We start from the raw sequence: 14,035 nt of genomic DNA on the forward strand, positions 1-14,035 counted from the left end.
ATGCCATGAACGTGAAATTCGAAGAGCGCCACGGCCGCGACGGCGCGCGCATCGGAATCGCCACCCTGGACGCCGAGGCCAGCCTCAACGCCCTCAGCCTGCCGATGATCGAAGCGCTGGAGGCCCGCCTCGACGCCTGGGCCAACGACCCGGACCTGGTCTGCGTGCTGCTGCGCGGCAGCGGGCCCAAGGCCTTCTGCGCCGGCGGCGACGTGCGCCGGCTGGCGGAAGCCTGCCGCGAGCACCCTGGCGAAGTGCCGCCGCTGGCGGCGCGTTTCTTCGCCGACGAGTACCGCCTCGACCACCGCCTGCACACCTACCCCAAGCCGCTGATCTGCTGGGCCCACGGCCACGTGCTGGGCGGCGGCATGGGCCTGATGCAGGGCGCGGCGATCCGCATCGTCACCCCCTCCAGCCGGCTGGGCATGCCGGAGGTCAACATCGGCCTCTACCCCGACGTCGGCGGCAGCTGGTTCCTCGCTCGCCTGCCCGGGCGCCTGGGCCTGTTCCTCGGCCTCACCGCCAGCGGCATCAACGCCCGTGACGCGCTGGACCTGGGCCTGGCCGACCGCTTCCTGCTGGACGAGCAGCAGGAGGCCCTGCTGGACGGCCTCGCCCAGCTCAACTGGCGCGAGCACAGCGGCGCCCAGCTCACCAGCCTGCTGCGGGCCCTGGAAGCCAGCGCCCGCCCGCAGCTGCCCGAGGCCCAGTGGCTGCCGCGCCGGGCCCGCCTCGATGACCTGCTGGACGTGGCCGAACTGCCCGCCGCCTGGCACGCCATCGCTGCCCTGCAGCACGACGAAGACGCCCTGCTGGCCCGCGCCGCCCGCACCCTGGTCGCCGGCTGCCCGCTCACCGGGCACCTGGTCTGGGAGCAGATCCGCCGCGCCCGCCACCGCTCCCTGGCCGAGGTGTTCCGCATGGAATACGCCATGAGCCTGAACTGCTGCCGCCACCCGGAATTCCCCGAAGGCGTGCGCGCCCGCCTGATCGACAAGGACAACGCCCCGCGCTGGCACTGGCCGAGCGTGGACAGCGTGCCGCGCAACGTGATCGAAGCCCACTTCGAGCCCACCTGGGAGGGCGATCACCCCCTGGCGGACCTCTAACCCCCTCCCACGCGACCCAAGGAGCACGACAATGACAACAATCGCCTTCATCGGTCTCGGCAACATGGGCCTGCCCATGGCCCGCAACCTCATCAAGGGCGGCCATGCGCTGCAGGTCTTCGACCTGGTCCGCGCCGCCATGGATCAACTGGTGGCCGAAGGGGCCAAGGCCGCCGTCGATGCCCGGGACGCCGTCCAGGGCGCCGAGGTGGTGGTCAGCATGCTGCCCGCCAGCCACCACGTCGAAGGCCTCTACCTGGGCGACGACGGCCTGCTGGCCGGGCTGCCCGCCGGCACCCTGGTGCTGGAGTGCTCCACCATCGCCCCCGAGGCCGCCCGGCGCGTGCATGCCGCCGCCCATGAACGCGGCATCGCCCTGCTCGATGCGCCGGTCTCCGGTGGCACCGCCGGCGCCGCCGCCGGCACCCTCACCTTCATGATCGGCGGCGAGGCCGAGGCCCTGGAGCGGGCCCGTCCGCTGTTGGCGCTGATGGGGCGCAACCTGTTCCACGCCGGCCCGGCCGGCGCCGGCCAGGTGGCCAAGGTGTGCAACAACCAAGTGCTCGCCGTGCAGATGATCGCCACCGCCGAAGCCATGGCCCTCGGCGTCGCCAACCAGCTCGACCCCGCCGTGCTGGCCGAGATCATGCGACAGAGCTCCGGCGGCAACTGGGTGCTGGAACGCTACAACCCCTGGCCGGGGGTGATGCCCAACGCCCCCGCCAGCAACGGCTACCAGGGCGGCTTCATGGCCGAACTGATGGCCAAGGACCTCGGCCTGGCCCAGGACGCCGCCGGCCGCAGCGCCAGCAGCACCCCCATGGGCGCCCTGGCGCTGCAGCTCTACCGCCTGCTGCTCAAGCAGGGCAAGGGCCGCCAGGACTTCTCCGTGGTGCAGCAGCTGTTCGCCCCGGAGTGATGCCGGGGCAGGCGTCGACCTGCCGCAGCGCACCGCGCCGATGCGATCGGCTACCATGCGCGCTTCGTTACAACCGGGGCGCCCCATGTCCGACTTCCATCACGCCCTGCTCGACTGGGACGAGCAGGGTCAGCCACTGTCCCGCGAGTTCGGCGACGTCTACTTCTCCCCCGAATCCGGCATGGCCGAGACCCGCCATGTCTTCCTCGACGGCAACCAGTTGCCGGAGCGCTTCGCCGCGCTGCCCGAAGGCGGTCGCCTGGTCATCGGCGAGACCGGCTTCGGCACCGGCCTGAACTTCCTCTGCGCCTGGCAGTTGTTCCGCGAGCAGGCCCCGGCCAGCGCCCGCCTGCACTTCGTCAGCGTGGAGAAATTCCCCCTCGCCCATGCCGACCTGGCACGCGCCCTGGCGCTGTGGCCGTCCCTTGCCCCCCTCGGCGATGAACTGCTGCAGCAGTACCGCGCTATCAACCCCGGCTTTCAGCGCCTGCTGCTGGACGGCGGCCGCGTGGTGCTGACCCTGCTGGTGGGCGACGCCCTGGAATGCCTGCCACAGCTGGACGCGCGCATCGACGCCTGGTTCCTCGACGGCTTCGCACCGGCCAAGAACCCGCAGATGTGGTCGCCCGAGCTGTTCACCCAACTCGCCCGCCTCAGCGCACCCGGCGCCACCCTGGCCACCTTCACCAGCGCCGGTTTCGTCCGTCGCGGCCTCCAGGCGGTGGGTTTCGACATCAAGCGCACCCCCGGCTTCGGCAAGAAGTGGCACATGACCCGGGGCCGCTACAACGCCGCACCGGTCGCCGCCGAACGCCCCTGGTACGCCCGCCCGCCGGCCCACCAGGGGCCGCGCCGCGCGCTGGTGATCGGCGGCGGGCTGGCCGGCTGCGCCAGTGCGGCCAGCCTGGCTGCGCGCGGCTGGCAGGTCACCCTGCTGGAGCGCCACGCCGGCCTGGCCGAAGAAGCCTCCGGCAACCCGCAAGGCGTGCTCTACCTCAAGCTGTCGGCTCACGGCACCGCCCTTTCGCGGCTCATCGTCAGCGGTTTCGGCCATACCCGGCGCCTGCTGGAACACCTGCAGGCCAATGAGGACTGGCAAGCCTGCGGCGTGCTGCAGCTGGCCTTCGAAGACAAGGAGCGCGAACGCCAGGCTGCCCTCGCCCGGGCCTTCCCCAGCGGCCTGCTGCGCGCCCTGGACCAGGCCGAGGCACAAGCCCTGGCCGGCATCGCCCTCCCCGCTGGCGGCCTGTTCTACCCCGAGGCCGGCTGGGTCCACCCGCCAGCGCTGTGCCGCTGGCTCGCCGCCCAGCCAGGCATCGAACACGCCCTGCACCGGGAAGCCCTGGAGCTGGTGCGCCAGGACGGCACCTGGCAGGCCCGCGCCGGCGACGCCGTGCTGGCCGAGGCGCCCGTGGTGGTGCTGGCCGGCGCTGCCGAGGTGCTGCGCTTCCCGCAGACCACCGGCATGCCGCTCAAGCGCATCCGCGGGCAGATCACCCGCCTGCCCGCCACCCCCGCCAGCGCCGCGCTGGCCACGGTGGTCTGTGCCGAGGGCTATGTCGCCCCGGTGCGCCACGGCGAGCACACCCTCGGCGCCAGCTTCGACTTCCACAGCCAGGACCTAGCCCCCACCGCCGCCGAACACGCCGGCAACCTCGACCTGCTGCGGGAAATCTCCACCGACCTCGGCACCCGCCTGCACGTCGACCAACTGGACCCGGAGCAGCTCCAGGGCCGCGCCGCCTTCCGCTGCACCACGCCGGACTACCTGCCCCTGGTGGGCCCGCTGTGCGACGCCGACGCCTTCGCCGAGGCCTACGCCGTCCTCGCCCGCGACGCCCGGCAGGTGCCGGACACCCCCGCCCCCTGGCTCGACGGGCTCTACCTCAACAGCGGCCACGGCTCCCGCGGCCTGATCACCGCCCCCCTGGCCGGCGAACTGCTCGCCGCCTGGCTCGACGACGAACCCCTGCCCCTCCCCCGCGACGTCGCCGAAGCCTGCCACCCCAACCGCTTCCTGCTGCGCCGGTTGATCAGGGGGCAGTGACTCCGGGAAAGCCCATTGCGGTTCCTGCCGGGGCTCATCTCAACCCGCTGGGGTCGAACAACTTTGCGCGGGTGAGGTTGGAGAGGGACTGAGCGGCGTAGAAGCGGGGTAGCGGCTGGAGCCAAGGGCATACGAACCCGTCATCACCTGTGGAATGGGGCGACCACGCGAAGGTGAACGTACAAGGTGGGGTCAGTGGCGTCCTACGCCTTGGTTTTCGGAGCCGATCAGAAAACGCTGAAGGCTCCTTCGGTGCTTGCCAAAGCAGTGGGAGCCGATCACGAAATCGGAAAATGGGCTGGCAACACGGCCGGGATATTGGTTGACTGCCGCATCGCAGGGCGGGATGCCCTGTCCTTCTGAGACAAGGAAGTCCTGATGCCATTTACCAAAAACCTAATTATCGAAGTCTCTGACGAATGCGGTATGTGCCGCACCGGTCATGCCGTTTCCAGTGAACATATTGCCATGTGCGGAGAGGGTCTCTTTGGCCTACAACGCCGATGGTTCCTCCATTGTCACCAAAGCTCTCGGCACGAGCACCGTCTCCAGTTTCCAGCCCCTCTAGGGGGGCGTGCGTCACCGCTGTCGAGGGCAAGACCTCGGCCAGTCTCCACAACAGCAGTTTTCCTTCACCTATGACTACCGTGACCTAGTGAAGAGCCGGATCTACAACAAGGGAAACTTCACAAACTCCAATTACAACAAGCAGGGCATCAAGACATTCCGTACCAAAGCCTTTGGCACGCTCCGACTACGTACCATCACTAAGAAGCGGCACTTGACTCTGCTTCTACCAATGACAATCACTAAACCCGGCCGAATGACAAGCCTCAACTGTTACAAGAAAGTAATTTTTAAAAATAGCAACCACAAACCAAACAGTGACCACCATATTAGATGGATAGAAATAAATGAAAGCAAATCTCCAAACCCTAGTAACGATTTTATTTCTCACCCATCCATTCCAGATACTCAAGGCAGAGGATTTCGCTTGGTCGCTATATCAGAGAAACGCTGTATTCCCAAGCTTAACTGGTGCCAGCTCACCAAACAGCGCCTGCAGCCAATACATAAGAAAGTCTGAAAGCAATATATATAAACTCTCATTTTACAACTTAAAAGTATGGACTCGCATTGATGCTGGGAATGGTCCAGAGAACGGCCCGGTTGTCGCATACCTGTGTGAAATGAAGGAGAGAATGACTTGGAACGGTAGGGATTGGAGTGACGGCTGGAGCTACGCTTGGATATATCGCACCGGAAATGGATGCAGCAATAATTATAGCTATGACGAGCTTCGCGGAAAATGCAGACCAGCAGATGATGAATCAGGCCCTTCCTCAACAGAAGACTCTAATTCACCAAAAAGCTGCAAAGGAAACCCAATAAACATAGCCAATGGCAACAAATACCAGAAAGAAACCGACATAAAAACAACCTCTGGACCAGAACTTTCAAGACACTACAACAGCCACGAAAAAGTATGGCAGCACAATTATTCAGCAAGACTTACTCTTGGAGCCGGGCTTGCAATGGTTAAACTAGAAACCGGGAGAGAGTCTGTATTCAATATTAAAACCCCCTCCACAACCAGCAAAAAAACAGGACAAGGCCAACTAACAAAACTAGATAACCAATGGCTATATTCAAATCAAGCATCTGGACTTTATTACTTCAGTAACAGCGGCCAACTAATCCGCAGAGTCTATATGTCGGGCGACAGCCACACCCTTTCTTACTCTGAGTACGAAACACGAGTGACTGATGACCAAGGAAATCAGATCAGCTATACAGAGGATGCGCAGGGACAAATCTTATCCGCGAGCAAAAATGGCAACACAATAAAATACATTTATGATGGATCTCGCCTTACTGAAGTTCTTTATGAGCGCGGGGGGGTTACACAACGCCGTCAATATCACTACGAAGCTCCTCAAGACCCTGGTTTATTGACAGGCATCACCGACGAACGCGGCATCCGCTACGCCACCTGGACCTACGACGACCAGGGCCGGGCCATCTCCAGCGAGCACGCCGGCGGTGCGGAAAAGATCACCGTGGCCTACAACGCCGACGGCTCCTCCACCGTCACCAACGCCCTCGGCAAGCGCACCACCTACCGCTTTCAGACCATCCAGGGCATCCGCCGCATCACCGCCATCGAAGGCGAACCCTCGGCCAACTGCCCCAACAGCAACGCCACCTTCACCTACGACGACCGTGGCCTGGTGAAGACCCGCACCGACAACAAGGGCCACGTCACCACCTTCGACTACAACGAGCGTGGCCTCGAGGTGTCCCGTACCGAAGCCTACGGCACGCCCCAGGCCCGCACCGTTATTAGGGAGTGGCACCCGACTCTATTTCTGCCGGTGACCATCACAGAACCTGACCGAACCACCCGTTACAGTTATGACGTACAGGGAAGACTGACTGGGCAAGCCACTACCCAGCGCTGAGTGCTGCCATAGTCAACCCAAGAACCATGCAGACAAGGATGATCTAAAGTGCAGACCCGCTTTCCATTTAAAGCCGGCGCCATGCTTGCTTTACTTCTTTTATGCTCTAACGCCAAAGCAGAGTACTTCTATTGGTGGGCACCCATCTACGGATTCGACAAATTCCCCTCACGCGATGCGGCAGCCCAAGCGGTACTTTCTGTTTATACAGAAAATGACAGAGACTATTACAGCAATTACTCCATAACAAGCATCGATTATGTACGAGAAGGAACTTACATAGTAGAGATGCTTGGCTACTTCGTCGGGACAACACCATCCCGCGCCAACAACCTTGTTTATCTTGGTGGCGATAGCTGCCCACCTGGTGCGTCCTATGACACTATTTCGTATAAATGCAGCAGCCCACTACTGGATGCCAATAAAGGCCTACCACCTGTTGACTTGGCCTGTGCAATCCCGAGTGACCGCAAGGGAAACCCAATAAATATATCTATTGGAAACAAGGTCCAGTCTATCGTAGACGCCCCAACTGCAAGCAACTCACTCATCAGCCTTATAAGAATTTACAATAGCGCTGATGGTGTATGGCGACACAGCTACTCGACCCATCTAGAGAAATATGGAAGCTCTTTGATTCTTGTCCGCGCGGACGGCCGCGAAACCAAATTCCAGCTACAGGATGGCGTGAATAGCTATGGCATAGCTGCTAGCGGCATACTCACCCGCCAAGGGGAGGAATGGACCTTCGAAGAGCCCAGCGGCACCAAATATGCTTTCAACTCGGCACTTCGGCTTTCAAGAATCACCGAAAAAAATGGCCAATGGCGAGCTCTGACATACTTCGACGCTCTCATAACCATTACCGATTCTTTCAGCAATACGGCCACTCTTCGACAAGATGCTGAGTATCAGCCCAAGCAATTTTCAATGGGCGGAACTTCAGTCAGCTACACATACAACTCCATAAGAAGGCTGACCGCTGTAACAACTACCCGAGACTCCGTTGTTTCCAGTCAGACTTATCATTACGAAGACAGCCGCAACCCCAATCTCCTCACCGGCATCACCGACGAACGCGGCATCCGCTACGCCACCTGGACCTATGACGACCAGGGCCGGGCCATCTCCAGCGAGCACGCCGGCGGTGCGGAAAAGGTCACCGTGGCCTACAACGCCGACGGCTCCTCCACCGTCACCAACGCCCTCGGCAAGCGCACCACCTACCGCTTCCAGACCATCCAGGGCATCCGGCGCATCACCGCCATCGAAGGCGAACCCTCGGCCAACTGCCCCAACAGCAACGCCACCTTCACCTACGACGACCGCGGCCTGGTGAAGACCCGCACCGACAACAAGGGCCACGTCACCACCTTCGACTACAACGAGCGTGGCCTCGAAGTCTCCCGCACCGAAGCCTACGGCACGCCCCAGGCCCGTACCGTCATTACGGAGTGGCACCCGACCCTGTTCCTGCCGCTCACCGTCACCGAACCGGACCGTGTGACCACCTACCGCTACGACGACCAAGGACGCCAACTCAGCCAGAGCGTCAGCCAGCGCTGATCCGCACAAGGACTTGCCCATGAACCCCCTGCACCGCCTGAGCGTCCTCGCGCTCGCCCTGGTCAGCACCCTCGCCGCCACCGGCCTCCAGGCCGCCTCGCGCAGCTGGAGCTACACCTACACCGCCGCCGGCCAGATCGAAACCGCCGACGGCCCGCGCACCGATGTCCAGGACATCATCCGCTACGCCTACGACGCCCAGGGACACCTCACCAGCGTCACCAACGCCCTCGGCCACGTCACCCAGCTCTCCGGCTTCGACAGCTACGGCAACCCGCAGACCGTCATCGACCCCAACGGCGTCACCACCACCCTCGGCTACACGCCCCAAGGCTGGCTGGCCTCGGTCAGCGTCGGTGGCAGCACCACCACCTTCGAACACGACGCCATCGGCCAGATCACCCGGGTCACCCGCGCGGACGGCAGCTGGCTGGCCTACACCTGGGACGATGCCCGGCGCCTGACCAAAATCACCAACAACCTCGACGAGCAGGTGGAGTTCGACCTCGACGCCATGGGCAATCGCACCGCCCAGCGCATCAAGGACGCCACCAACAACCTCACCCAACAGCAACAGTGGGTGTACGACGAGCTCGGCCGCCTGCTGCGCTCGGTCGGTGCCAATGGCCAAACCCACAGCCAGCAGTACGACCTCAACGACAACCCCACTACCGACACCAACCCGCGTCAGTTCAGCCGCACCCGCGCCTACGACGCCCTCGACCGCCTGGTCTCCAGCACCGACGCCCTCAACGGCGTCACCACCCAGACCTACGACGCCCAGGACAACCTCACCCAGGTGGTCGACCCGCGCGGCGTCACCACCCGCTACGAGTACGACGGCCTCGGCAACCTCACCAAACTCATCAGCCCCGACACCGGCACCACCACCTTCCAGCACGATGCCGCCGGCAACGTCATCCAGAAGACCGATGCCCGGGGCGTCGTCACCACCTACCGCTACGACGCCCTCAACCGCCTCATCGCCCGCCAGTACCCCGCCACCCCCGCGCTCAACGTCCAGTACCACTACGACATGACCGCCAACGGCAACAAAGGCGTCGGCCGCCTCACCGCCGTGCAGGACGCCAGCGGCGTGCTCGGCTACCAGTACGACGAGCGCGGCAACCTCATCCAGCAACTGCGCTCCGTGTCCGTGTTGGGGAGTGATCAGTACGATACCCTCGGCTACGCCTACGACGCCGCCAACAACCTCGTGCGCATCGACTACCCCGCCGGCTTCAGCATCCACTACAGCCGCAACGCCGCCGGCCAGGTCAGCCAGGTGGGGTTTGCAGTGGGCAGCGCCACACCCACGCCCCTGGCCAGCCAGATCGCCTATGCCCCCTTCGGACCGCTGAAGAGCCTCACCTGGAACAACGGCATCGTCCTCAACCGCACCTACGACCAGGACTACCAGCTCACCGCCCAGCAGGTCGGCACCTGGCAGAGCCAGTACAGCCACGACGCCAACGGCAACATCACCGCCCACGCCCACAGCCTGTTCGGCAGCCTCGACTACCAGTACGACGCCCTCGATCGCCTGACCGAGGAAAAGGCCGCCGACAGCCGCAAGGCCTACGCCTACGACGCCACCGGCAACCGCACCAGCCGCACCACCTACGCCACCACGAATGGCACCGAAGCGCAGACCGCCAAGCAGAGCCTGCGCTACGCCCCCGATAGCAACCGCCTCGCCCAGCGCAGCTCCAGCTACGCCGTCGAAGCCGATGCTGCCGGCCACTACACCCGCTACAGCCAGAGCCGCCGCTACACCTACGATGACCAGGGCCGCCTCAACGCCGTCACCGACGACGCTGGCACGCCCATCGCCAGTTACGCCTACAACGCTCTCGGCCAGCGGGTGCTCAAGGAGGTCCAGCAGGGCACCGCCCGCACCCCCTACACCTACCTCTACGGCCCCGACGGCCAGGTCATGGGCCAGGTGCGCTACACCACCGCCGGCAGGAAGAGCCAGGCCAGCTACTACGTGTGGCTCGACAGCCTGCCCATCGCCCAGATCGACCTGACCTACAGCGCCGGCACCACCATCGCCAGCACCACCCTCACCTACCTGCACAGCGACCACCTCAACACCCCGCGCCTGGCCACCAACCAGGGCGGCAATCTGGTGTGGAGCTGGCCGAGCGATGCCTTCGGGGTGGGGCAGCCGAATAACCACGGCAGCACCATCGACGTGATCCTGCGCTTTCCCGGGCAGGTCGCCGATGCGCACAGTGGGCTGTATTACAACTACTTCAGGGATTACGACCCGGAGACGGGTAGGTATGTGGAGAGTGATCCGATTGGGCTGGATGGGGGGCTGAACACCTACGGGTATGTTCTAGGTAATCCGCTTGGCTATAGTGATTCGTTAGGGCTAGCAACTACAGTTATTTATACTTCAGATGGTATTGACCATACTGCAGTACACATTACAAACCCTCGCGGCAAGGAAATGCTATATGACCCCAACGGAGGTTATAGGTACTATGAGTGTGACCCGTGCAGTCAGGGTCAGAGGTACCTAACCAATCCAGGCCCTGTATTTGAAGGTGATGAAGCAGATCTGAATAAATACCTTAACCACCTAGGAGAATACGGGCCCAATACGAAAACGTATACATTCAACACAACACCAGAAGAGGAAGAAGAAATAGCCAGAAGAATACTGGGAATGCCAACTCCGGGAGCCCTTAGTTGTGCACAGCACACATCCTTAGTCATACACGGAATTGGCCCTTTCAATAGAATTGTACCTACGCAATTACCCTGGGGACTGGCCGATCAGCTTGAAAGCTTGAAAGGGAAATAACTTGAAACAGAGCACATACCGATACTTGACGCTTGGTTGCTTGTTGCTCGTGATTTCATTATTTATATGGATCTTCATACCCTCTCGAATTGAGAGATATCCATACAATGATGGTTATCGACTCGCATTCTTGATCACGCTCACCTTGCTGACGCTATGGTCATCTTTAGAGCCTCAAAAAAAACGACGACACTCCATACTTTTCAGTATTCTCATCGGATATACCTCATCGCTATCAGGCTATATTTTTGCATATTCTTTACTGTATAGTGGATTCTTTTCAGCCGAGGGCGCAAGCCTCGTACTGGAAAGGCTATCGGGTAGCCCCCCCAAGTACATTTACGAAACCATGGTCTATGTCTTAATCATTGGCGACTGGATTTACGGAGCTATTTTTTGGGGCGCCACATATCTTTTAAGCTCCATAATCGAGAAACAATCCGCCAAATAATTTTTATTCACGAATATACGCACTAGACCTCTATCATGACTCAATAGCTATCGGAGCAATATCAAAATTAATGGAGGCTAGACATTTAAGCGCAAACGCTTTAACTGGCGGTCATATGAATTTTCAAGCTGCCAGCTACAGCTTACCTTTTAGTGCCTTGGGGCTCCGACGGCCAAGTGCGCTACACCAGCAACGGCAAGAAGAGCAAAGCCAGCTACTACGTCTGGCTCGACAGCCTGCCCATCGCCCAGATCGACCTGACCTACGACGCTGCCGGCACAACCGTCACCAGCACCACCCTCACCTACCTGCACAGCGACCACCTCAACACCCCGCGCCTGGCCACCAACTAGGGCGGCAACCTGGTGTGGAGCTGGCCGAGCGATGCCTTTGGCGTGGGGCAGCCGAACAACCACGGCAGCACCATCGACGTGATCCTGCGCTTCCCCGGGCAGGTCGCCGATGCGCACAGTGGGCTGTATTACAACTACTTCAGGGATTACGACCCGGAGACCGGGAGGTATGTGGAGAGTGATCCGATTGGGTTGGATGGGGGGCTGAATATCTATGGGTATGTGGAGGGCAACCCACTGAGCTTCGTTGACCCGCTCGGGCTTAAGAAGGTAATTCTCTTCAATCCTAAGAGCGATCCGAAGCAACATCAGGGAGCTCTGGGAGATCCTGAAATTCCCAATGCCTGCGTAATATACGCCCATGGATCGCCCACATCGGTTCTAGATGGAAGGGGCGCGCAGCCAAAATTGTACTTGAACACGCCCGAGGATCTTGCACGACTCAAAGCACTTCTTGAATCCCTCGGATGCACCAGTGATATGCCAGTAATATTTAAATCCTGCGAGACAGGTCACGGGGACAACCCTATTGCCCAATCGTTTCTAGGACTTGGAGCGGAAGATCCAAGGCCCCCACGGAAAAATTATGGACAGAATATAACGATACGAATCGCTGGATTCATGAAACACCTTATCCCGAAGGAGCCCCTGACCGCCCCGACCTCACAAGGCCCGGGTATTGGAGAGATTTCTATAATGGAGCCCCACAATGAGAGCCTTCCTCTCTTGCATCTTTACCATCTTCATCATGGGTTGCACCAGTAACGACCCTAGCGACAACATGACACCTATGTCTCCAAAGTGCCCGAGCGCCGCAACAGAGTCTATTTCTAGTGCACTTGAACTCTGGAGCTGTGGAGAAGGCGACAAGGCATTCTCCATAGCTAAGGATGGGGCATTGAGAGAGGACCCTGATCTAACATGGTTATATCTGCAGATGCTATCAGCAAAAGATGAGCAGTATGCGGGGCTCGCATTCGCCATCAAAGAAGCAGAGAAAGGAAACATTAACATTGCCGGATGGACGGCGAAGACGGCCGTAAAATACAAAATATCCACCCTTAATGGCGCAATTAACAAATGGTATTTTGATTTCTTTAAAAATTCACACGGAGAGATATACCCAAGGCTAGCGGACTTCTTGGATTACTCCATAAGCTGGGCAGGCACAGAAAACTCCAGCATTCCGTTTGGGCTTGCGTTTGCCGAAAAAAATATAAATAAGCTAACAGGCCGCGAACTAGAACATATTAGAAAGCTAGTGTCCGAGATCAAGGCCACTCTCTCAGACGAAAAGCTCGCCCAAGCTGAAAGTCATGCAAAAGACATCTTGGCCTTACTTCAGAACAGCGGAAAAGATCTGAAAAACTAGAGTAGCTCCTGCCTCCCCAAAAAACGCTACGATTTACGCTTAAATCGTAGCGTCATCCTCCATAACCACGAAACACATATATACGAACTGCATCAAATCCCCTAGCAACCCGCCCGGATTTTTTCGGTTCAAGTGAGACCGGCACGGTGTTAAGGTTGGCGCAGCGCCTACATGAAAGAGTACAGATCGCGACTTTACTCCGGATGAGCGGGATAGAATTAATGAAATAGGCGCAGATTGTAGTGATCTACTGATCCCGGACACTCATTTAGGGCGAGAATGTTCGTCATAGAGAGGTGTCTGATGACCAAACAACATCGTTCCTTTACGCCCGAATTCAAACGAGAGGCCGCTGGTCTGGTGCTCGATCAGCGCTACAGCCATATCGAAGCCTGAGTTTTTAGCCGCCGTGAGCACCTCGCAACAGCGATTTCCCGTATTACAGGCGTACCTCTCCTGCTGTAGTCAGCAAATTCCGGCGCGCCATCCATAGGTTCGACAGGACGATGGTCGTCTCGTACAGCGCTTTTTCCATCGCCGGGTCGCTGTAGCCGAACCAATTCCGCATCAGATGAAGCCGCAGCATCGTCATCGACGGGTAGGCCGGGCGGCCGCCTTCACCCTTTGGGTAGTGCGGCTCGATCAAGGCAATCAATCCCTTCCACGGCACCACCTGATCTACTCGATCAGGAACAGCTCCTTACGGGTCTGTTTGCGCTTGCCGACGTACTCGGAATCGGAAAAGCTCATCTGGGTCATGCGGCAAAGCTCAGATTCTGCGGGGACGTCATTTCAGCAAGCCGGTCGGGCCTTTTACGGAGTTTCCCTAAGCTCAGCAACGCCCACAGAAGCGCCACCACCTCCGCCAACCATATAACCAATCGATCTGAACCGATCGCACATACCCCTGTCGGACCTCTATGCACCCTCGCGGTGCACCC

Annotated in this window: 8 protein-coding genes and 3 pseudogenes; 10 read left to right on the forward strand and 1 reads right to left on the reverse strand. The window is 60.2% G+C overall.

The genetic code is table 11. The features are described from left to right. The first annotated feature begins 5 nt into the window (after positions 1 to 5). From FBY21_RS07295 to FBY21_RS07330, 10 genes and pseudogenes are all read left to right on the forward strand, one after another. On the forward strand, positions 6 to 1,109 hold the full coding sequence (locus FBY21_RS07295) for an enoyl-CoA hydratase/isomerase family protein (protein ID WP_142009870.1): 1,104 nt from the start codon (positions 6 to 8) through the stop codon (positions 1,107 to 1,109). 31 nt (positions 1,110 to 1,140) lie between these two features. Beyond that, a complete protein-coding gene (mmsB, locus tag FBY21_RS07300; protein ID WP_142009872.1) occupies positions 1,141 to 2,028 on the forward strand; it encodes a 3-hydroxyisobutyrate dehydrogenase in 888 nt (295 codons plus the stop codon). An 85-nt stretch (positions 2,029 to 2,113) separates the two neighbouring features. Further along, positions 2,114 to 4,075, forward strand: coding sequence for a bifunctional tRNA (5-methylaminomethyl-2-thiouridine)(34)-methyltransferase MnmD/FAD-dependent 5-carboxymethylaminomethyl-2-thiouridine(34) oxidoreductase MnmC (gene mnmC / locus FBY21_RS07305; RefSeq protein ID WP_142009874.1), 1,962 nt, complete (start codon positions 2,114 to 2,116; stop codon positions 4,073 to 4,075). Positions 4,076 to 4,270: 195 nt separating this feature from the next. Next, the gene (locus FBY21_RS29345) at positions 4,271 to 4,438 is read left to right on the forward strand and encodes a hypothetical protein (RefSeq protein ID WP_160158575.1); all 168 of its coding nucleotides are present in this window, start codon (positions 4,271 to 4,273) and stop codon (positions 4,436 to 4,438) included. Between the two features lie 551 nt (positions 4,439 to 4,989). Continuing rightward, complete coding sequence (locus FBY21_RS07310) at positions 4,990 to 6,537, forward strand: DUF6531 domain-containing protein (RefSeq protein WP_142009877.1); 1,548 nt, start codon at positions 4,990 to 4,992, stop codon at positions 6,535 to 6,537. A gap of 288 nt (positions 6,538 to 6,825) precedes the next feature. Next, positions 6,826 to 7,197, forward strand: a pseudogene (locus FBY21_RS30205) (DUF6531 domain-containing protein); the annotation flags it as partial. A gap of 270 nt (positions 7,198 to 7,467) precedes the next feature. After that, a complete protein-coding gene (locus FBY21_RS29860) occupies positions 7,468 to 8,103 on the forward strand; it encodes an RHS repeat protein (protein WP_160158576.1) in 636 nt (211 codons plus the stop codon). A 19-nt stretch (positions 8,104 to 8,122) separates the two neighbouring features. Then, positions 8,123 to 10,918: an RHS repeat-associated core domain-containing protein gene (locus FBY21_RS07320; protein ID WP_222119519.1), complete on the forward strand. Its 2,796-nt coding sequence runs from the start codon at positions 8,123 to 8,125 to the stop codon at positions 10,916 to 10,918. A gap of 588 nt (positions 10,919 to 11,506) precedes the next feature. Beyond that, positions 11,507 to 11,986 (forward strand): annotated as a pseudogene (locus tag FBY21_RS29865) (RHS repeat-associated core domain-containing protein); the annotation flags it as partial. Between the two features lie 445 nt (positions 11,987 to 12,431). Continuing rightward, positions 12,432 to 13,094 (forward strand): hypothetical protein, encoded by a 663-nt coding sequence (locus FBY21_RS07330; RefSeq protein WP_142009882.1) that lies wholly within the window; start codon positions 12,432 to 12,434, stop codon positions 13,092 to 13,094. Positions 13,095 to 13,596: 502 nt separating this feature from the next. Here FBY21_RS07330 and FBY21_RS07340 read toward each other — a convergent pair. Then, positions 13,597 to 13,853 (reverse strand): annotated as a pseudogene (locus FBY21_RS07340) (transposase); the annotation flags it as partial. Positions 13,854 to 14,035: the final 182 nt, after the last annotated feature.

This window comes from Pseudomonas sp. SLBN-26, assembly GCF_006715895.1.
GTDB lineage: Bacteria > Pseudomonadota > Gammaproteobacteria > Pseudomonadales > Pseudomonadaceae > Metapseudomonas > Metapseudomonas otitidis.

Excerpts from the sequence above, each read along its gene's own strand:
- FBY21_RS07295 (WP_142009870.1), top strand. The coding sequence starts at position 6 with ATGAACGTGAAATTCGAAGAGCGCCACGGCCGCGACGGCGCGCGCATC.
- mmsB (WP_142009872.1), top strand. The coding sequence starts at position 1,141 with ATGACAACAATCGCCTTCATCGGTCTCGGCAACATGGGCCTGCCCATG.
- mnmC (WP_142009874.1), top strand. The coding sequence starts at position 2,114 with ATGTCCGACTTCCATCACGCCCTGCTCGACTGGGACGAGCAGGGTCAG.
- FBY21_RS07310 (WP_142009877.1), top strand. The coding sequence starts at position 4,990 with ATGAAAGCAAATCTCCAAACCCTAGTAACGATTTTATTTCTCACCCAT.
- FBY21_RS29860 (WP_160158576.1), top strand. The coding sequence starts at position 7,468 with ATGGGCGGAACTTCAGTCAGCTACACATACAACTCCATAAGAAGGCTG.
- FBY21_RS07320 (WP_222119519.1), top strand. The coding sequence starts at position 8,123 with ATGAACCCCCTGCACCGCCTGAGCGTCCTCGCGCTCGCCCTGGTCAGC.
- FBY21_RS07330 (WP_142009882.1), top strand. The coding sequence starts at position 12,432 with ATGAGAGCCTTCCTCTCTTGCATCTTTACCATCTTCATCATGGGTTGC.